Annotated in this window: 13 protein-coding genes; 4 read left to right on the top strand and 9 right to left on the bottom strand. The window is 60.5% G+C overall.

The genetic code is table 11. From position 1 onward, the window contains the following. Positions 1 to 26: 26 nt before the first annotated feature. Positions 27 to 350: a YceK/YidQ family lipoprotein gene (locus ACZRKZ_RS18885; RefSeq protein ID WP_463969070.1), complete on the bottom strand. Its 324-nt coding sequence runs from the start codon at positions 348 to 350 to the stop codon at positions 27 to 29. Positions 351 to 519: 169 nt separating this feature from the next. On the opposite strand from ACZRKZ_RS18885, the gene ACZRKZ_RS18890 reads away from it, so the two are divergent. After that, entirely contained in the window at positions 520 to 2,613 is a 2,094-nt protein-coding gene (locus ACZRKZ_RS18890; protein WP_463982414.1) for a TonB-dependent receptor family protein, read from the top strand. Positions 2,614 to 2,735: 122 nt separating this feature from the next. Here ACZRKZ_RS18890 and ACZRKZ_RS18895 read toward each other — a convergent pair whose 3' ends face one another. The 8 genes from ACZRKZ_RS18895 to glnE all read right to left on the bottom strand — a co-directional run bounded on the left by ACZRKZ_RS18895 (position 2,736) and on the right by glnE (position 12,741). Continuing rightward, complete coding sequence (locus tag ACZRKZ_RS18895) at positions 2,736 to 4,187, bottom strand: lipopolysaccharide kinase InaA family protein (protein WP_463982415.1); 1,452 nt, start codon at positions 4,185 to 4,187, stop codon at positions 2,736 to 2,738. Next, the gene (locus tag ACZRKZ_RS18900) at positions 4,187 to 4,939 is read right to left on the bottom strand and encodes a lipopolysaccharide kinase InaA family protein (RefSeq protein ID WP_463982416.1); all 753 of its coding nucleotides are present in this window, start codon (positions 4,937 to 4,939) and stop codon (positions 4,187 to 4,189) included. The genes ACZRKZ_RS18895 and ACZRKZ_RS18900 overlap by 1 nt, the downstream gene beginning before the upstream one ends. After that, positions 4,936 to 5,670 (bottom strand): lipopolysaccharide kinase InaA family protein, encoded by a 735-nt coding sequence (locus tag ACZRKZ_RS18905; protein ID WP_463982417.1) that lies wholly within the window; start codon positions 5,668 to 5,670, stop codon positions 4,936 to 4,938. The genes ACZRKZ_RS18900 and ACZRKZ_RS18905 overlap by 4 nt, the downstream gene beginning before the upstream one ends. Next, on the bottom strand, positions 5,670 to 6,476 hold the full coding sequence (rfaP, locus tag ACZRKZ_RS18910) for a lipopolysaccharide core heptose(I) kinase RfaP (protein ID WP_149411202.1): 807 nt from the start codon (positions 6,474 to 6,476) through the stop codon (positions 5,670 to 5,672). Before rfaP ends, ACZRKZ_RS18905 begins: the two co-directional genes overlap by 1 nt. Further along, complete coding sequence (locus ACZRKZ_RS18915; protein WP_463969064.1) at positions 6,473 to 7,597, bottom strand: glycosyltransferase family 4 protein; 1,125 nt, start codon at positions 7,595 to 7,597, stop codon at positions 6,473 to 6,475. The genes rfaP and ACZRKZ_RS18915 overlap by 4 nt, the downstream gene beginning before the upstream one ends. Then, positions 7,597 to 8,655: a lipopolysaccharide heptosyltransferase I gene (waaC, locus tag ACZRKZ_RS18920; RefSeq protein ID WP_463969063.1), complete on the bottom strand. Its 1,059-nt coding sequence runs from the start codon at positions 8,653 to 8,655 to the stop codon at positions 7,597 to 7,599. The genes ACZRKZ_RS18915 and waaC overlap by 1 nt, the downstream gene beginning before the upstream one ends. Before the next feature lies 1 nt (position 8,656). Then, positions 8,657 to 9,691 carry a lipopolysaccharide heptosyltransferase II gene (gene waaF, locus ACZRKZ_RS18925; RefSeq protein WP_463982418.1) on the bottom strand — a complete coding sequence of 345 codons (1,035 nt, stop codon included), beginning with the start codon at positions 9,689 to 9,691 and terminating at the stop codon, positions 8,657 to 8,659. 110 nt (positions 9,692 to 9,801) lie between these two features. Then, positions 9,802 to 12,741, bottom strand: a complete 2,940-nt coding sequence (gene glnE / locus ACZRKZ_RS18930) for a bifunctional [glutamate--ammonia ligase]-adenylyl-L-tyrosine phosphorylase/[glutamate--ammonia-ligase] adenylyltransferase (protein WP_463982419.1) — start codon at positions 12,739 to 12,741, stop codon at positions 9,802 to 9,804. 382 nt (positions 12,742 to 13,123) lie between these two features. Here glnE and aceE point away from each other — a divergent pair, with 382 nt between their 5' ends. The 3 genes from aceE (at position 13,124) to ACZRKZ_RS18945 (ending at position 20,538) form a co-directional block, all read left to right on the top strand. Next, a complete protein-coding gene (aceE, locus tag ACZRKZ_RS18935) occupies positions 13,124 to 15,769 on the top strand; it encodes a pyruvate dehydrogenase (acetyl-transferring), homodimeric type (RefSeq protein WP_149411207.1) in 2,646 nt (881 codons plus the stop codon). Positions 15,770 to 15,780: 11 nt separating this feature from the next. Then, positions 15,781 to 17,415 (top strand): dihydrolipoyllysine-residue acetyltransferase, encoded by a 1,635-nt coding sequence (gene aceF / locus ACZRKZ_RS18940; RefSeq protein ID WP_463982420.1) that lies wholly within the window; start codon positions 15,781 to 15,783, stop codon positions 17,413 to 17,415. Between the two features lie 432 nt (positions 17,416 to 17,847). Further along, a complete protein-coding gene (locus tag ACZRKZ_RS18945) occupies positions 17,848 to 20,538 on the top strand; it encodes a putative bifunctional diguanylate cyclase/phosphodiesterase (RefSeq protein ID WP_463982421.1) in 2,691 nt (896 codons plus the stop codon). Positions 20,539 to 20,576 lie beyond the last annotated feature (38 nt).

Consider the following 20,576-nt stretch of genomic DNA (forward strand, 5'->3'; position numbering starts at 1 on the left):
GGATAGACGATTAGACTGCAGCCTGTTCATGAACGACCTGGCCGCCAATAAATACTGATGTTGCCATCGGTACCCTGCCGATAAATCGTATAAGGCAATACAACTGTATCGACAATGCCCGACACCGTTATATCCACCAGTACCAGCGGCACCAGTATTCCGGTGGGATCTGGCGCTGCGTGCAGCGCACAAAAATCAAAGGCCACGCCGCTGTAAACACGAGGAATCGACTGACAATAGGTTTTTACTTTTCTGAGCTCACGTGCCGCGGCGGCGTCTTCGCGCAGCACTGTGTTGACTGTCCCGCATCCGTTCAAGACCAGCGAGGCAGCGATAAGTGCAGCAGTCATTTTTATCATTAAGGTAAGCCCTCCAAATCGTCAGCCACACTAACATCGGCCTTATTAGCTACCCAGACCCTGAGCACCATCACGCCACGTAGGAATATTCCGAAATGGCAAAAGCTGGCTGAATCGTTAAACTCGCGCACTTTTGCGTGCCACGGACCCTGGCTTACTCATGAACACACCCGTCCCCTCCCGCTTTGTCCTGTTGTTGCCTGGCCTGCTGGGCCTGTGCAGCGCCGCCCTGGCAGACGGTGCACCGCTGATCCTCGACCCGAGTGTCGTCACCGGCTCACGCAGCGCCAGCCCCAGCTTCGATCTGCCGTATTCGGTGGACAGCATCAGCCGCGAGCAGATCAGCGACGGCCAACTGGGCATCAACGCCTCCGAAGTCCTGTCGCGAGTGCCTGGGCTGGTGGTGCAGAACCGCCAGAACTACGCCCAGGACTTGCAGATTTCTTCCCGCGGCTTCGGTGCTCGCTCGGCGTTTGGCGTGCGCGGCATCAAGCTGATTGCCGACGGCATCCCCGCCAGCACCCCGGACGGCCAGGGCCAGGCCGCCACCTTCAACCTCGACACCGCCGAGCGTATCGAGGTACTGCGCGGCCCGGCTGCGACGCTGTATGGCAGCAACGCCGGCGGGGTGATCCAGATGTTCTCCCGTGACGGCGAAGGCCCACCGCGTATCGGTGCCGAAACCCTGTTTGGCAGCGATGGCCTGAACAAGAACCACCTCACCTCCGAAGGCGCGGTAGACGGCGCAGGCTTCGTCCTCGACGCCTCGCGCATGGACACCAACGGCTACCGCGACCACAGCAGCGCCCGCCGCGACCAAACCTTCGCCAAGCTAAACTTCGAGCCCGATGAAGACAGCAAAATGGCGCTGATCTACAGCAGCCTGGAGCAGAACGGCACCCAGGACCCACTGGGGCAAACCTGGGACGCGTACAAGGCCGACCCGCGCTCGGTGAGCAGCAATGCGCTGCAGTACAACACCCGCAAGAGTATCGATCACCAACAGTTGGGGATGAATTACGAACGGTATTTCGGTGGCGCGACCTTGCAGGCCACTGCCTATACCGGGCGGCGGAGTGTGATTCAGTATTTGTCGATTCCCAAAGGTACGCCTGCCAACGAACGCGGCGGCGGCGTGGTGCAATTCGACCGCAAGTTCTACGGCGGCGGCGTGCGCTGGATGCAACCCATCGACAGCGCACCCGGCGAGCTGATGATCATCGCAGGCATAGACTTCGACCAGAGCGAAGACAGCCGCCACGGCTATCAAAACTACAGCGGCACCACCCTAGGCGTGAAAGGCCAACTGCGCCGCGATGAAATCGATACCGCCCGCAGCCTCGACCCTTACCTCCAGGCCAACTGGGCTATCGACAACTGGACCCTGCAAGCCGGGCTGCGCCACAGCACCATGGAACTGGACGTCGACGACCAATTTCTGAGAAAAGGCGATTCCAGCGGTAACAAGACCTACCAGAAAAACACGCCTTCGATGAGCGTGATGTACGCTTTCACCCCTGAACTGCATGGTTATGTCAGCGCCGGCAAGGGTTTCGAGACGCCCACTCAAGCGGAGTTGGCGTATGCGCCGGGCGATATCGAAGGCTTCAACTTCGGCCTGAAGCCGGCCGAAAGCACTCAATATGAAGTGGGATTGAAGGCGCAGTTGAACAACAGCACGCGAATCAATGCCGCCGTTTTCCAGATCACCACCGAGGATGAACTGGTGGTACAAGCATCCAAGGATGGCCGTACCAGCTACCAGAACGCTGGCCGCACCTTGCGCCGAGGCTTTGAACTGGGCATCGAAAGCCAGCTCAGCGAACAGTGGAGCACCCATATCGCCTACACCCGCCTGCAGGCCACTTACGACAGCGACTTCGTCGGCGGCGCAAAACCGGTAGACAAAGGCAACTACCTGCCCGGCGTGCCACAAACCACACTCTTCGCCGAGTTGAACTGGAAACCCAGGGATTGGGTAAGCACCGCCATCGAAGGCATGTACCGCAGTAAGGTCTACGTCGAAGACACCAACCAGCAACACGCGGCCCCTGGCTACAGCGTGTTCAACTGGCGTGCGCGGTTTGAGCAGAAGGTCGAGCACTGGACCTTTCACCAGACCTTGCGCCTGGATAACTTGCTCGATCGCCAGTATGTCGGATCGGTAATTGTCGGGGATGGCAATGATCGCTATTACGAAGCGGCGCCAGGAAGGTCGTGGTATGCGGGGGCGGGGGCGGAATACCAGTTCTGATCCAGTCTTTGCGGTGCTCAATCTGGCGTCATCGCGGTATAGGTATCTACGCAATTTCTCGTAGCAAGCTGTCGAAGATGTGTAGATACCTATGCTCATCGCGGGCTTGCCCGCGATGGGATTCAAGCAGCGCCAGCAATCTCCCTGGGCAACCGCTGATCAATCACCCGATACAACGCGCTGCTTTCGGGCCAGTTGCGCATAAACCGCGCACGATCCTTGGCATACGCCTGGGCGAAGCTGCCAATCGAGCCGTGCTGACACATCGAATCCAGGTCAATCAACGCCCAACGATCGCCATGCCAGAACAGGTTGTGCCCCTTGAAATCCCCATGACTGATGCGCTCGCGGATCAACTCGCCGAACAGATGCTCCAACGCCAGCAATTCGGTTTCGGGCGCGTCACCGCTTTCAACATAGGGAGCAAAATGCTCAATGATGTCTGGCCCCGGCAGGTACTCGGTAATCAGGTAGGCGCGGCTGCGCAACCAGAAAAAACGCTTTTCCAGAAGCGCCAACGGCTTGGGCGTAGCAATCCCCAGAAACGTCAGGCGATTGCCTTCGCGCCAGGAATGCCAGGCCCGGCTCGGCCGCCAGAAGCGTTTGAGCCAATGGGCGAAGCCTTTGATGTTGTAGCGTTTGATCACCAGCGGCCGGCCGGCAACCTCAACCTTGGCCACACTGGCCGCACCACCGGTCTTGTACAGATGGCCCTGATCGAGCAAAGCATCGGCCTGCTCCAGCACCGGCAACATCGCCGCTTCTTCTTCGCGACGGATCGCGCGCAAGGCAAAAGGCCCGCGCAACACGCTGAACAGCGTGCATTCACGACCAACCTTGCCGAGGAAGTCCTTCAAGCGCCAGACGCTGACTTTATGCACCTGCTTTTGCAGGGCTTCCAGCGGCAAGGCGTGTTCGCCGTTGCTCAGCAGGTAATGCACCAACAGCTCTTCGGTAAACGGTTCGAGGTTTTTCGGCAATTGCGCGAAAAACACCCCGAGGTTTTCCAGTACCCGGTTGCGCGACAGCGGCTTTCCCGCTTGTTCGACGCAGATCCCGGCACCATCAATCAGGTATAGCTTGCCGTCCTGGCGCAGCAAGTTGTCCAGGTGCAGGTCTTCCTGCCACAAGCCCTTGGCGTGCATCGCAGCAATCGCGACCAGCGCTTCGGCCAGAACCGCTTGTTGCTCATCAGCCAACGGCGGCAAGGCTTCGACGCCATGCCAGGCGTCAGCCAGGCTCTCGGCACCCTCCAGGAGCTCGAACAGCAGCCAGCCGCCCTCGCCTTCTTGCAGCCCATCGGCCAGCAACAGCGGCGTGGTCAACCCTTGCTCAGCCAGCAGGCGCACACCCTTGAGTTCACGCTGAAAATGCCGGGCGGCCTTGCTGCCGACCAACAGCTTGGCCAGTACCGGGCGGCCGCGCCAGATCGCCGCACCCACATAGCGCTGGCCCGGTAACACCCGCAGCAGGCTCAACAGTTGCAACTGCCCAGGGCCCGCCGCATCCGCCAGCTCTACACTCAGGGGCAAGCTGGGGGTGCGGCCGACACTTTTCAGTTCGGACAAACGCATCAACGGGTCTCCTTGTGACTGCGGCGAGCCGCCAGGCGCTGGGCCCAGGTATCGACCAGCGAACTATCCTCGGGCTGATCGAGATACGCCGCCAACAATTGGCGAACCTGATCTTGTGACCATTGCGGTGCCCGGCGCAACAGCGGCTCCAGGTCCTTGACCCGGTCCCTCCAGCCAAACAACAGCGGGCGGGTTTTCTCCAGGTCGATCAACTGTGCCGCATAACCGTCGCCCGTGGCCTGGAGGAAAATATGCTTGGGATAAAAACAGCCGTGAACCTGGCCGACGCTGTGCAGTTGCCGCGCCAATTGGCCGCAGGCCTGCAGGATTGCCCGGTGCTGGTCGTCGCTCAGTGCAGACCATTGTTCCAGCAACGAATCCAGGTCATTCCAGCCATCCAGCGCGCGGGTCAGCAACATCGCCCGATGTTCACCAGCAACTTTACGCTCGCCGAAAAAGGCCGCCTGCAACGCCGGAATGCCCAACCGCCGATAGCGGCTGATATTACGAAACTCTCGGGCAAAGCTCGGCTCGCCAAAAGGCCGCTGCAAGGTGCGCGTCAGGTAGTTGCTCTGGCGCTTGAGGTAGTAACCGTGACCTTCCAGCTCCAGGCGAAACACGCTACTCCAGCCGCCACGGCTGGTGTTGGGCTCGTCCACTGCGTCCAGCTGTTTGGCCCACAGCGCGTCAAAAGTACCGAGGCCGTTGCGCTCAAGCAGCGCGCGATCTTCAGCCGCCAGGAAGTCACTCATTCGCGGCCCTCGAAAAACTTCACCACATGGCGAATTCGCTGTTTGTCCGACGCGTTCAAGTGCTTGCTCTGACGATACTGCATGTAAAACCGCAGGCGCTGAGTGGCCGACAAGTGATACTTGGCGACCTTGTCCAGGCACGCCAGATCCTTGGTGATCCGGTACTTGAGCCAGAAACCACGCCAGAAAGCGCCGTTGGGACAGTCGATCAGGTACAGGGTTTGCTGGTCGTCGATCAGCAGGTTGCGCCACTTCAAATCGTTGTGGGTAAAGCAGTGGTCGTGCATGGTCCGGGTGTATTCAGCGAGCTGGCGGCTGACCTTGTCGACCCAGACCGGGTCCGACAATTGCGGATCATTGCGTTCGGCCAACGCCGACAAGTCTTCAGTCTTGGGCAACTCGCGGGTGATCATCGCCCCGCGGTCATAAGCCAGCCCTTTGCGCTCCAGGCCCCAGGCGATCACGTCAGCGGTGGGAATGCCCCACTTGGCGAAGCGCTTGAGGTTCTGCCACTCGGACTTGACCCGCGGCCTGCCCAGGTAGCGACGCAGGCCCTTGCCGGCGCCGACGTAACGCTTGACGTAATAATTGACCCCGCCGCGCTCGACACGAATGACTTCGGACAGCGGATCGTGGGTCAGCCGCTCACCTTGCAGGGCGAACACCGCGTCGAGGCTACCAAAATCATCCGCCAGAGCGGCGTAAGCGGGTTCCAGGTTCCAACCCGCCATCAGAGCGCATCCCCATAACGTTGTTTACGGGCGTAGAGCTTGGCCGCCTTGCCTTCCAGCCAGTCCAGCAAGGCCGCTTCCTCAGCCAGGATCTGGCGCAGCGGTTGCTGGAAATAGCCCTTGAGGAAGCGAAATTTGTCACGCTGGGTCAGGCCGATATCCAATGCCGAGAAGTACAGCGCCGCCAGGTCCTTGTTGCGCCAGCGCAGCGGAATCTTCGGGCGTACCTGGGCACGGTGCAGGTCGATCACCGAGAGTTTGAAATCGTCGGCCACCAGCGGCTTGTCGGTGTGCAGCAGGAAATGGCAGATGTAGCAGTCACGGTGATTGACCCCGCCGCGATGCATCATGCCGGTCATGCGGGCCACTTCGGCGATCAACGCATGCTTGATAACAGGTACGGGCGGCTGCTTGAGCCAGTCCATGCTCAGGTCTTCGAGGCTGACGGTAGGCGCCAGCTCTTCGGTGACGATAAATGAGTGTTGGTCCGCCGGGTTGCTGCCCTTCTCGCCGTAAGCCACGGCGGTCATGGTCGGCACGCCGACTTCCTGCAGGCGCTGGATCGCCAGCCATTCCTGGCCCGCGCCCAATACCGGCAACTTGGCGGTAATCAGGTTCTTGAGGATTTCGACCCAGCCGATCCCCCGATGGACTTTCACAAAAAAGCCGTGGCCGTCCACTTCCGTACGCAAGGTACGGCGGGCATCGAGTTCACGGTACACCTGGCCGTCCAGCTTCTCGACTTCGGCGAACGCATCGCGTCCGGCCCACAAGGTTTTGAACGGTTCGGCAAGAATCAACTTCATCGGTTTGGCTCCGCCAGAATCAGGTCCGCAGCGTACTGCGGCATGCTATAGAGGTCGGCCGTCTCAGCGAAGGCCAGGCCATTGCGGCTCCAGGCCGCGCGCGCTGCATTGTCGTCGAGCATATCGACCAGGTACTGGTTGAGCTGGGCCTGCTCGAACGGTTCGTCCAACACCCGGCCACTCTGGGCCTTGTCGATGTAGAAGGCGTAACCACAGACCTTGCTCACCAGTACCGGGAGGCCGGCGACCACCGCTTCGATCAGCACCATGCCGGCCGCCTCGTTGTAGGCCGGGTGGATCAACAAGTCCGCCCCCAGCAGGAAACGCGGGATATCGCTGCGCCCCTTGAAGAACTGCACCTGATCGCCCAAGCCCAGCGCGGCACTCTGCAATTGGAATACTTTGGGGTCGTCCTGGCCGATTACAAATAGCCGGGTGCGTTTCTTCAAAGCGGACGGCAGTGCGGCCACAGCCTTGAGGCTGCGATCAACACCCTTGGTCTTGAAGCCCGAACCGATTTGCACCAGCAGCAGGTCATCTTCAGCCAGACCGAATTCGCGGCGAAACTCGGCACGAATCTCGGCGGCGTTGGGCGGGGCACGACGGTCACGACTGATGCCTGGCGGCAAGAAGTGAAAGCGGCTGGCCGGAGTGCCGTAATACTTGCTGAACAACGCCTGCTGATGCTCGGAGAGCACCATGACTTGGGTCTTGGCGTCCTTGTCGAACACCGCCCGCTCGTATTCAGCAAAGTGCTTATAGCGGCCGAACCAACGGTACATCGGGTTGCGCAGGGTTTGCGCCTTGTCTTCAAAGACTCCGTCGGCGGCGAAGTACACGTCCAGCCCCGGCATCTTGTTGAAACCCACCACACGGTCCACCGGGCGCTTGGCCAGGTCGGCCTGGATCCAGGTGTAGAGTTTTTCGTTACGACGATGGTTGAACAGCGCCTTGACCGGCGCCACCAGCACTTCGAAACCCGGCGGCACGTCGCCTTCCCAGATCAGGGTGTAAACACGAATCTTGTGGCCGCGCTGCTGGCACTCCAGGGCAATGCGCATGAAGTCGCGCTGCAGGCCACCAAAGGGGAAATACTTGTAGAGGACAAAAGCCAGTTGCATCAGTGTTCCTCAGCCAGTAACAACGTGCTTAACCGACTTGCCACACGCTCAGGGTTCAAGCGAGTAAAGCACAGCGGCCACTCGCGCTTGATATCAAACCGACGCTGATCTTCGGCAGTCGGTTGATAGGTGCATTTTTTTTGCAGGCACGGCGCGCAAGGGAAGTCGCTGCCCAAATGGATTTGCGCCTTACCGTAGGCGCCTGTCAGGCCTGGATTGGTGGGGCCGAACAGGGAAATAGTCGGCACGTCCAGGGCGGCGGCCAAATGGCCGAGGCCGGTATCGACGGCGACACAAGCCTTGGCGCCCGCCAGTACTCGCGCCACCCCCGCCAGGTTCAGCTTGGGCAGCACTTCGGCGTTCTTCAGGCCTTGGGCCAGGCGTTCGGCACGGGCCTTTTCGGCAGCGTTGCCCCAAGGCAGCTTCACGTCCACGCCCAGGCTACCCATGCGCTCGGCCAGTTCGCGCCAATAGACTTCGGGCCAATGTTTGGTGTCCCAGGTGGTGCCATGGAGCAGCAGCACAAACGGCTTCTTCGGCGGCAAACCCAGCAGTTTGTCGACGCTCAGGCCGTAATCTCCCAGACCCTTGGGCAGGTCATAACCCAAGGCCACGGCGAATAGTTGGCGCAAGCGCTCCACCGCGTGTTGCCCACGGGCCACGGCAAGACGGCGAGAGTAGAAATGCGCCGCGATGGGTTCACGGGCCGACTGCTTGTCGAAACCGGCCACCGGGGCGCGCACGTAGCGGGTCAACCAGGCGCTTTTCAGCAGGCCCTGAGCGTCAATCACCAAGTCGTATTTGGTCGACTGGATTTGCTGCTTGAAGCGCCGCCATTCGCCGCTCTTGATGGTCTGCCAGATGTTCTTGCGCCAGCGGCGAATTGCCACAGCAATCACCTTGTCCACCGCCGGATGCCAGGTAGGGATTTCGGCGAAGCCTTCTTCCACTACCCAGTCAAAGCGAATCCCCGGAATCGCCCGGGCCGCGTCGGTCAACGCCGGCAAGGCATGAATCACATCGCCCAGGGATGAGGTCTTGATCACCAGTACCCGCAACTCAGCGAACCTCGACCACAGAGCCCTGCAACCGCTGCAAGGCGTCGGCCACAGGCTGCGGCAGCAACTGGCGCAAGCAGTTGTAGTGGCCAAAACGGCAGGTACGGTCAAAGCACGGGCTGCAATCCAGGCCCAGGCGCACCACTTCGACCTTGTCGGCCAACGGCGGGGTGAAATCCGGGGAAGTGGAGCCGTACACCGCGACCAGCGGGCGATTCAGCGCAGCAGCAACGTGCATCAGCCCGGAATCGTTGGACACCACCGAATCGGCGCAGGACAACAGGTCGATGGCCTCGGCCAGGGACGTGTCGCCGCTGAGGTTGACCGCTTCTTCGCGCAGCCCAGGAATCAAACGCTGACGAATGTCTTCACCCACCGAGTGATCATTTTTCGAGCCGAACAGCCAGACTTGCCAACCTTCGCGGATTTTTATCTCGGCGACCTTGGCGTAGTGCTCCGACGGCCAGCGCTTGGACTCGCCAAACTCGGCGCCAGGGCACAGCGCCAGCACCGGCCGGTCGAGGGTCAAGCCGAATTTAGCCAGGGCCGCGTCGCGGGTAACCGGATCGATTTGCAGGCTGGGGCGCGGGTATGGCGTAGGCATCTCGGCACCGGGCGCGTAGGCCAGGGCCATAAAACGCTCGATCATCAGCGGGTAACGCGCCTTGTCGAGCTTGCGCACGTCGTTGAGCAAGCCGTAACGGAACTCGCCGCGCCAGCCGGTGCGCTTGGGGATGCCGGCGAAGAATGGCACCAACGCCGATTTCATCGAATTGGGCAGCAGGATCGCCTGGTCGTACTGGCCAGCCAGCGACTTGCCAATGCGGCGACGGGTCGCAAGCTCCAGGGCGCCATGGCCGAGCGGAAAGCTCAAGGCCTGACGCACCTCGGGCATACGCTCCAGGATCGGCCGGCTCCACTCGGGGGCGAGCACGTCGATTTCGCAGTCGGGATGACGTTGTTTCAGGCACTGGAACAGTGTCTGCGCCATCACCATGTCACCGACCCAACTGGGCCCAACGATCAGAATATTCATGTAGTTTCCACAAACGATACGGGGAGGCTCATGCCTCCCCGCCTCGATAGTCTGTGCGGGAATGGCACACCCAGCTCCCACATTAAAAAATGTCCCACATTAAAGTTGTTTCAGCTTAACCCCAGTTCCTTCCAGATTCGCTTCACCTGGCGCCGTTCGTCAGCGAACTGGTCACCGCTGACCACCCCGGCCTCATTCTGCAAAGCCTGACGGTGAGCGACGGAACGGTAGGCCTTATATACCTCACGCAGCAGATGGGCATCGGCGGCGGGCATTAGCCCGACCTGCTCCAGGCCTTCCAGGATGCGGATATTGTCGGTGTAGCGCAGCAACGAAGAATGTTGCGCAGACCACGCCAAAGCCGCGTATTGCACCATAAATTCAATATCGACGATACCTCCGGCGTCCTGCTTGAGGTCGAACGAGGCCGTGGGCTCGAAGGCATTGGCGCCGGTGCCGGCCGCCGTTGACCTGGTTCCCAGATTGTCACGCATCTTGGCGCGCATCTCACTGACCTCCTGGCGTAGCTTCGCCAGGTCCTGCGCACGCCCCAATACCTGGGCCCGCACTTGCTCGAAAGCACGACCAACGTCCTGGCTGCCTACCAATACCCGCGCCCGCACCAGAGCCTGATGCTCCCAGGTCCAGGCTTCATTTTCCTGATAACGGGCAAACGCCCCCAGGGAGCTGACCAACAGACCGGAAGCGCCTGACGGTCGCAGGCGCATATCCACTTCGTACAGTTGCCCGGAGTTGGTCTGGGTGGTCAGCAGGTGAATGATTCGCTGGCCCAATCGGGTAAAAAACTGCGCACCATCGATGGGTTTGGCGCCGTCGGTTTCGGCTTGCGGGTCACCGTCGTGGATAAACACCAGGTCCAGGTCCGAACCATGTCCTAGTTCGATACCACCCACTTTCCCATAACCGACAATGATGAACCCAGGATCGCACAGGGTGCCGTCCACACGCTGCGGCGAACCGTGGCGAGCGACGGTCTGGCGCCAGGCCAGGGCCAGCACTTGTTCGAGAATCGCTTCAGCGAGCCAGGTCAGGTAGTCGCTTACTTTCATCAATGGCAGGCTGCCGGCGATTTCCGAGGCGGCGACCCGTAAGCGGTGGGCCAGCTTGAAATTGCGCAGGGCTTCCATCTGCTGCTCAAGGTCATCTTCGGGGATCCGCGTCAGCCGCTCGCGCAGTTCGGCAGCCAACTCCGGCGCCAGGGGTGGCTTGAACAGGCGGCCTTCGTTGAGCAATTCGTCCAGCAGCAACGGGAAGCGGGTGATCTGCTCGGCGATCCACGGGCTGGCGGCGCACAGGGTCAGCAGCCTACGCAGAGCGCCTGGGTTTTCCGTCAGCAGGACTAGATACGCGGAGCGCCGCGCCACCGCTTCAACCAACGGCAACACGCGTTCCAGTACCAGGTCCGGGCTGGCGTGTTCGACCGACTGGGCCAGCAAACGTGGGATAAATGCGTCGAGACGCTCACGGCTCAGCCGCTGCATGGCACGCAATTGCGGGCTGCCGCGCAGTCCAGCCAAGGCCTTCAACGCCTTGGGTCCGTCGACAAAACCGCCTTCGTGCAACTGACGGCAAGCGGCTTCTTCGTCCTGGGACTCTTCCCACAGCGGCAGCCACTCTCCGCCCACCACCAGTTCGCTTTCCTCGCCCTCCTCTTCATCCGGATCGGCGATGACTTGGCGAAAGTGCCAGTCCACCCGGCCGCGCCAGTACATCAGCCGCTCATGGAACGCCGTCCAGTCCGGGAAGCCCATCATGAAGGCAATCCGCGCCTGATCCTCTAAGCCGTCCGGAAGCATTTGCGTCTGCCGGTCGGCAATCGCCTGGATCGCGTGTTCGGTGTAGCGCAGAAATTCGTAGCCATTGCGCAACTCGGCGACCACCGCCGGCGGCAAGTAACCCTGCCCTTCCAGGGTGCCAAGCACCTTTAACAGTGGGCGCTGCTGCAGGCTCAAATCGCGACCGCCATGGATAAGCTGGAACGCCTGGGCGATAAATTCCACTTCACGAATACCACCAGAGCCCAGCTTGATGTTCTCGGCCATGCCCTTGCGCCGCACTTCCTGCTGGATCAGCTGCTTCATGGTGCGCAGCGCTTCGATGGCGGAAAAATCCAGGTAACGGCGGTAGACAAACGGTCGCAGCATGTCGAGCAGTTGCGCGCCGGCCACCTGATCCCCGGCCACCACCCGCGCCTTGATCATGGCGTAGCGCTCCCAGTCACGGCCCTGGTCCTGGTAGTACTGCTCCAATGCATTGAAGCTGAGCACCAGCGCTCCGGATGAACCGTAGGGCCGCAGGCGCATGTCGACGCGAAATACAAAGCCGTCGACCGTCATCGGGTCAAGGGCCTTGATCAGCTTCTGGCCCAGGCGGATGAAGAACTCCTGGTTGTCCAGGGAGCGCTTGACGCCTACGGTCTCGCCGCCTTCCGGATAGGCGAAGATCAAATCGATGTCCGACGACAGGTTCAACTCCACCGCGCCGAGCTTGCCCATGCCGAGAATGACCATCGGCTGCGGCTCGCCGCTGCGTCGGCCGGTGGGTGTGCCGAACTGGGCACAATGGCGCTGATACAGCCATTGATAGGCCTGGTCGATGCTGGCGTCGGCCATGTCGGACAAATCGCGGCAGGTCTGGACCAGGTCCGCCTGTCGGGTCAGGTCGCGCCAGATGATCCGCACTTGCTGGCGAGTACGCTGGCGGCGCAGGCAGCGCCCTAACTCATCTTCTGTTTCGGCTTGTTGCACAGCACCAGCGATCTGCCCGCACAGCTCATCGGGCGCAAAACCGCGATCCAGCTCGCCCCAGGCCACCAGTTCCAACAACATCACAGGGTCACGAACGCTCTGTTCACTGACAAAATCACTAGCGGCGCAGACCCGGGCGAAGTCGGCCCAACGTTGCGGCGTCCAGTCGGACAGACCATGGTCGTCGTCCAGTTGCGCCACGGCGGCGCGCAACGATTGCTCGGCACGACTGACAAACGGCAAAAGAATGGCTGGCAGTTCAGCCAACATTGGAAGGCTCATGGTCTATCCTTGATCGGCACGTGAAAGGCCTGTTGCGGTGATAGCAAGAACCACGCTCGGTGAAGGACTGTCGAACAAAAGTTAGAAATAGCTGAAAGGTTTTCTTTTTTGGCAGTCAACATCAATTATTCACCTTTTCTTGTTCGCAAAAGACCAACAATAACGATTATTCTCACCAACCAGAAGGAGCCAACAGCTCACTCTTCTGTAGTTTTACTACTCGTATATACATTCGAAAGGCTGAAATGGCCGACGATTTGTAGTAAAACTACACAACGCCGGAACAATCTCCGGTCATCCAAGAATTTATGTCGTCTGCCCACAAGGCCAGTCGCAAACTCAGGCAACCGATTCTGGAAGCCTTTCCGCCCTGGAGCAAGCCATGCAAGACCTCGATCCCGTCGAAACCCAGGAATGGCTGGACGCCCTGGAATCGGTTCTCGACAAAGAAGGCGAAGACCGTGCTCACTACCTGATGACCCGTATGGGCGAACTCGCGACCCGCAGCGGCTCGCAACTGCCCTACGCCATCACCACGCCGTACCGCAACACCATCCCCGTTACCCACGAAGCACGCATGCCTGGCGACCTGTTCATGGAACGCCGCATTCGCTCGCTGGTACGCTGGAACGCGATGGCCATGGTAATGCGCACGAACTTGAAAGATTCTGACCTGGGCGGTCACATCTCCAGCTTCGCCTCCAGCGCAACCCTGTATGACATCGGCTTCAACTACTTCTTCCAGGCCCCGGCCGAAGAACACGGCGGCGACCTGATCTACTTCCAGGGCCACACCTCGCCAGGCGTTTACGCCCGCGCGTTCATGGAAGGTCGCATCACCGAAGAACAAATGAACAACTTCCGCCAGGAAGTCGACGGTCATGGCCTGTCGTCCTATCCGCACCCTTGGCTGATGCCCGATTTCTGGCAGTTCCCGACTGTATCCATGGGGCTGGGCCCGATCCAGGCGATCTACCAGGCGCGTTTCATGAAGTACCTGGAAGCCCGTGGCTTCATCCCGGAGGGCAAGCAAAAAGTCTGGTGTTTCCTGGGCGACGGTGAGTGCGACGAGCCGGAATCCCTGGGCGCGATCTCCCTGGCTGGCCGCGAAAAGCTGGACAACCTGATCTTCGTCATCAACTGCAACCTGCAGCGCCTCGACGGCCCGGTTCGCGGCAACGGCAAGATCATCCAGGAACTCGAAGGCGTGTTCCGTGGTGCTCAGTGGAACGTCACCAAAGTCATCTGGGGCCGTTTCTGGGACCCACTGCTGGCCAAGGACGTCGACGGTATCCTGCAACGCCGAATGGACGAAGTCATCGACGGCGAGTACCAGAACTACAAGGCCAAAGACGGCGCGTTTGTTCGCGAACACTTCTTCAACACGCCTGAACTCAAGGCGATGGTTGCCGACCTGTCCGACGACGAGATCTGGAAGCTCAACCGTGGTGGCCACGACCCGTACAAGGTCTACGCGGCGTACCACGAAGCGGTCAACCACAAAGAACAACCTACCGTCATCCTGGCCAAGACCATCAAGGGTTATGGCACTGGCGCCGGCGAAGCGAAAAACACCGCGCACAACACCAAGAAGGTTGATGTTGAAAGCCTGAAGCTGTTCCGCGATCGTTTCGACATTCCGGTCAAGGACGAAGAGCTGGAAAACCTGCCGTTCTTCAAACCTGAAGAAGGCAGCGCCGAAGCCCGCTACCTGAGCGAGCGCCGCACAGCACTGGGCGGTTTCGTACCGCAGCGTCGCGCCAAAAGCATCAGCATTCCGACGCCACCACTGGAGACCCTCAAGGCGATCCTCGACGGCTCGGGCGACCGTGAAATTTCCACTACCATGGCCTTCGTGCGGATTCTCGCGCAGTTGGTCAAGGACAAGGAAATCGGCCCGCGTATCGTCCCGATCATCCCGGACGAAGCCCGTACCTTCGGTATGGAAGGCATGTTCCGCCAGTTGGGCATCTACTCCTCCGTCGGCCAGCTCTACGAGCCAGTCGATAAAGACCAGGTGATGTTCTACCGCGAAGACAAGAAGGGCCAGATTCTCGAAGAAGGCATCAACGAAGCAGGCGCCATGAGCTCCTTCATCGCTGCCGGTACTTCGTACTCCAGCCACAACCAGCCGATGCTGCCGTTCTACATCTTCTACTCGATGTTCGGTTTCCAGCGTATCGGCGACCTGGCCTGGGCTGCTGGCGACAGCCGTACCCGTGGCTTCCTGATCGGCGGCACCGCTGGCCGGACCACGCTGAACGGCGAAGGCCTGCAACACGAAGACGGTCACAGCCACATCCTGGCGGGCACCATCCCGAACTGCCGCACCTTTGATCCAACCTACGGCTATGAGCTGGCGGTGATCATCCAGGACGGCATGAAGAAGATGACCGAAGAGCAACAGGACGTCTTTTACTACATCACCGTGATGAACGAGTCCTACCAGCAGCCAGCCATGCCGGCCGGTGTCGAGGAAGGCATCATCAAGGGCATGTACCTGCTCGAAGAAGACACCAAGGAAGCGGCGCACCACGTACAGCTGATGGGCTCCGGCACCATCCTGCGTGAAGTCCGTGAAGCGGCGAAGATCCTGCGTGAAGAGTTCAACATCGGCGCTGACGTGTGGAGCGTTACCAGCTTCAACGAACTGCGTCGCGATGGCCTGGCCGTGGAGCGCAGCAACCGTCTGCACCCAGGTCAGAAGCCTGTACTGAGCTACGTAGAAGAGTGCCTGACTGGCCGTAAGGGTCCGGTCATCGCCTCCACCGACTACATGAAACTGTTTGCTGAACAAATTCGCCAGTGGGTCCCGTCCAAGGAATTCAAAGTCCTGGGCACCGACGGTTTCGGCCGCAGTGACAGCCGCAAGAAGCTGCGTCACTTCTTCGAAGTTGACCGTCATTTCGTGGTGTTGGCAGCCCTGGAAGCCTTGGCTGACCGTGGTGATATCGAACCTAAGGTGGTGGCTGAAGCTATCGTCAAGTTCGGGATCAACCCGGAAAAACGCAACCCACTGGACTGCTGAGGAGATTTTCTGTGAGCGAACTCATTCGCGTACCTGACATCGGCAGCGGTGAAGGGGAAGTAATTGAACTGTTTGTGAAGGTCGGCGACCGTATCGAAGCCGACCAGAGCATCCTGACCCTGGAATCGGACAAGGCGAGCATGGAAATCCCTGCTCCCAAGGCCGGCGTGGTCAAAAGCCTGAAAGTGAAGCTGGGCGACCGCCTGAAAGAAGGCGACGAACTGCTGGAACTGGAAGTCGAGGGTGCCGCTGCCGCGGCGCCTGAGGCTCCTGCTGCTGCCCCGGCTGCCGCCGAGAAGCCTGCCGCTGTTGCCGAGGCCCCAGCGGCCCCGGCCGCTGCACCCGCCGCCGCCACTGTCCAGGACATTCATGTTCCGGACATCGGCTCGTCGGGCAAGGCCAAGATCATCGAGTTGCTGGTCAAGGTCGGCGACACCGTCGAAGCCGACCAGTCGCTGATCACCCTGGAATCCGACAAGGCCAGCATGGAAATCCCATCGCCGGCTGCCGGCGTGGTGGAAAGCATTGGCGTCAAGCTGGATGACGAAGTCGGCACGGGTGACTTCATCCTCAAGCTGAAAGTCCAGGGCGCTGCTGCGCCTGCTGCAAAAGCTCCTGCCGCCGCGGCCGCACCAGCCGCCAAGGCTGAGGCGACCCCGGCCGCCGCTCCAGCGCCTGCTGCAAAACCCGAGGCCGCACCGGCCCCTGCTGCTGCACCTGCGCCAAGCGGTGCCAAGGTTCATGCCGGCCCTGCCGTACGCCAACTGGCCCGAGAGTTCGGCGTCGAGTTGAACGCGGTAACAGCCAGCGGCCCCCACGGTCGTGTGCTCAAGGAAGACGTGCAGGTCTACGTCAAATCCATGATGCAGAAGGCCAAGGAGGCTCCGGCCGCAGGCGCTACCGGCGGTGCTGGTATTCCGCCGATCCCGGTTGTGGACTTCAGCCGCTTCGGCGAAATCGAAGAAGTGCCGATGACCCGCCTGATGCAAATCGGCGCGTCGAGCCTGCACCGCAGCTGGCTGAACATTCCGCACGTGACTCAGTTCGACCAGGCCGACATTACCGACCTGGAAGCTTTCCGCATCGCGCAGAAAGCCGTAGCCGAAAAAGCCGGCGTCAAGCTGACTATCCTGCCACTGCTGCTCAAGTCCTGCGCACACCTGCTCAAGGAACTGCCGGACTTCAACAGCTCGCTGGCACCTAGCGGCAAGGCGATCATTCGCAAGAAGTACGTGAACATCGGCTTCGCGGTCGATACCCCGGACGGACTGTTGGTGCCTGTGATCAAGAACGTTGATCAGAAGAACCTGCTGCAACTGGCTGCCGAAGCCGCTGCGCTGGCTGCCAAGGCCCGTGACAAGAAACTCACCGCAGACGACATGCAAGGCGCTTGCTTCACCATCTCCAGCCTCGGGCACATTGGCGGCACTGGCTTCACGCCAATCGTCAACGCACCGGAAGTGGCGATCCTCGGCGTTTCCAAGGCCACCATCCAGCCTGTGTGGGACGGCAAAGCCTTCCAGCCCAAGCTGATGTTGCCACTGTCGTTGTCCTACGATCACCGTGTGATCAACGGCGCCGCTGCTGCTCGCTTCACCAAGCGTCTGAGCGACCTGCTGGCGGACATCCGCACCATCCTGCTTTAAGCCACAACGGGCCCTCCTCTGATAGGGAAGGCCTGGTCCCAACGTTTTCCGAGCGCCACGCTCGTACCTCAACCCCGCCAATTTGGCGGGGCTTTTTTTGCCTGTTTTTCGCGTATCCCCCTGTAGGAGCGAGGGGGACGCCTAGTTCTTGCTCGCGAAGGTCGTCAACGATAACGCTGGCATCCTGAATGAACGCGGCGCCTGGACGTTTTTCGCGAGCAAGCTCGCTCCTACACAGGGACCCGTCTGGCTTCGGGAAGGCCATCGGTCACCCCAATTGCAGAAATCCCCCGCCCGGCCGATAACGCACTTATAGCACTTAGCCTTCATCCTCTCTTGTCAGTCCGTGCTGCATGATGCAACCTTGCCGCAGACAGCAGTAAAGAGGGCGTGAGCCCGGCGCAATGCGCATTTTTCCAGGCGAGTTTCCCCATGAAAAGCCAACCCGATGTCGCCCGAACGGCGGCCGAGGTAGTGACGCAATTACCGGTGCCTTCGCGCCTCGGTATGCTGCGTTTCGAGCGGCTGAATGAGGCAAGCTGGGCACTGCTGTACCTTGATCCCAATTGCGAAAAACAGTTCGGCCTACCGGCGATGGAACTGTGCTCCCTGATCGGCTCGCCCTACGCCAGCCTGATGGAGCCCCAGGCCCGCTATCAGTTGCATGACGCGATTCAGCAGCAACTGACGGCCAGCCCCCATTACCTGGTGCGCTACACGCTACACACCAGCGACGGCCCCTTGAACCTGCTGGAACTGGGCGAAGCCTACAAACAGCACAATCGCCAGCTGTTGCGCGGCTACCTGATGGTGGTGGATGGTCTGTTCAGCAACCTGACACCGATGCCCGCCGCCGACCTGGAAGACCAGAACAGCCGTTTGCAGATTGCCCTGGAACTCAACCAGCGCACGCAACAGGAACAACTGCAACACCTGGAACGGGGGCGCGCCCAGCAGGAACTGATCCTGCTGTTGGCCCGCCAGCGCTACAGCACCAACAATTCCCTGCAAGAAGCCGCTGAACTGATCACCCGCAGCGCCTGCGATATTTATCAGATCGACTGTGCCAGCATCTGGAACCTGGAAGACCAGCATCTGGTGCCGATCTCCGCCTTCCACCGCGCCGATCAGCAACACCACCTGCCCATGCCCATCGACGCCAGCGGCTTCCCGGATTACCTGGAAGCCCTGCAAACCAGCCGCGCAATTGATGCCGGCAATGCCATGCGCGACCCGCGCACACGGGAGATGGCCGAGAGTCTGCGCCCGCGGGATATCCACGCCATGCTCGACGCCAGTATCCGCATCGATGGCCAAGTGGTGGGCGTATTGTGCCTGGAGCAAAGCGGCGCCACCCGCGCCTGGCAGGCTGACGAGATTGCCTTTGCCGGCGAGTTGGCCGACCAGTTCGCCCAAGTGATCAACAACCACAACCGCCGCACCGCCACCAGCGCCCTGCATTTGTTCCAGCGGGCCGTGGAGCAAAGTGCCAACGCGTTTCTGCTGGTCAATTGCGACGGCGTAGTGGAGTACGTCAACCCCAGCTTTACGGCGATCACCCAGTACAGCTCCGAAGAAGTCCACGGCCACAAGCTGTCGGAACTGCCGGCCCTGGAGAATCTCAGTGAGCTGTTGTTCGACGCACGGTCGAGCCTGGCCAAGAGCAACAGCTGGCAAGGCGAATTCAAGAGCCGACGCAAAAACCTCGAACCCTACTGGGGGCAGTTGTCGATCTCAAAGGTCTACGGCGACAACCGCGAGCTGACCCACTATATCGGCATCTACGAAGACATCACCCAGACCAAGCTGGCCCAGCAGCGCATCGAGCGCCTGGCCTATACCGACAACCTCACCAACCTGGGCAACCGTCCGGCGTTCATCCGCAACCTCGACGAACGCTTTGCCCGGGACAGCGACACTCCCATCAGCCTGCTGCTGGTGGACATCGACAACTTCAAGCGAATCAACGACAGTCTCGGCCACCAGACCGGCGACAAGCTGCTGATCAGCCTGGCCCGGCGCCTGCGTAACAGCCTGAGCGCTGGCGGCAGCCTGGCCCGGTTCGCCAGCAACGAGTTCGCGGTGCTGCTGGACAATACCGACCTTGAGGTCGGCCAGCAGGTGGCGTTCCAGTTGCTGATGACCCTCGACAAGCCAATGTTTGTCGACAACCAACTGATCAGCGTCACCGGTTCCGTGGGCCTGGCCTGCGCCCCGCTGCACGGCCGCGACCCGCAAACCCTGATGCGTAACGCAGGCCTGGCGCTGCACAAGGCCAAGGCCAATGGCAAACATCAGGTCCAGGTGTTCACCGAGGCGCTGAACGCCGAGGCCAGCTACAAGCTATTCGTGGAAAACAACCTGCGCCGAGCCTTGACCCAGAACGAGCTGGACGTGTTCTACCAGCCAAAGCTGTGCCTGCGCAGCGGCCGCCTGCTGGGAATGGAAGCGCTGTTGCGCTGGAATCACCCGGAAAAAGGCATGATCCGCCCGGATCAGTTCATCAGCGTGGCCGAAGAAACCGGGTTGATCATCCCCATCGGCAAGTGGATCGCCCGCCAGGCCTGCCGCATGAGCAAACGATTGAGCGCCGCCGGCATGGGCAACCTGCAGGTAGCGATCAACCTGTCACCCAAGCAGTTTTCCGACCCTGACCTGGTGGCCTCAATTGCCGCCATCCTCAAAGAAGAACAGCTGCCTGCCAATTTGCTGGAGCTGGAGCTGACCGAAGGCCTGCTGCTGGAGGCCACCGAAGACACGCGCCTGCAATTGGACCAATTGAAGAGTTTCGGCCTGACCCTGGCCATGGACGATTTCGGCACCGGCTACTCGTCGCTCAGCTACTTGAAAAAATTCCCCATCGATATCATCAAGATCGATCGCAGCTTTATCCATGAGATCCCGGACAACCAGGACGATATGGAAATCACCTCGGCGGTGATCGCCATGGCCCATAACCTCAAGCTCAAGGTCGTCGCCGAAGGCATCGAAACCGCCGAGCAACTGGCGTTCCTGCGCCGCCATCGCTGCGACGTCGGCCAGGGCTACCTGTTCGACCGGCCCATCCCCGGTTCCGAGTTGCTCGAAAGGCTTAAACGCTATCCTCGCGGGCCAATCGCCTGACAGCGCTGCAACACTCGGGCACACTGGCGGTCTGAATT

Source organism: Pseudomonas sp. c313 (assembly GCF_055407145.1).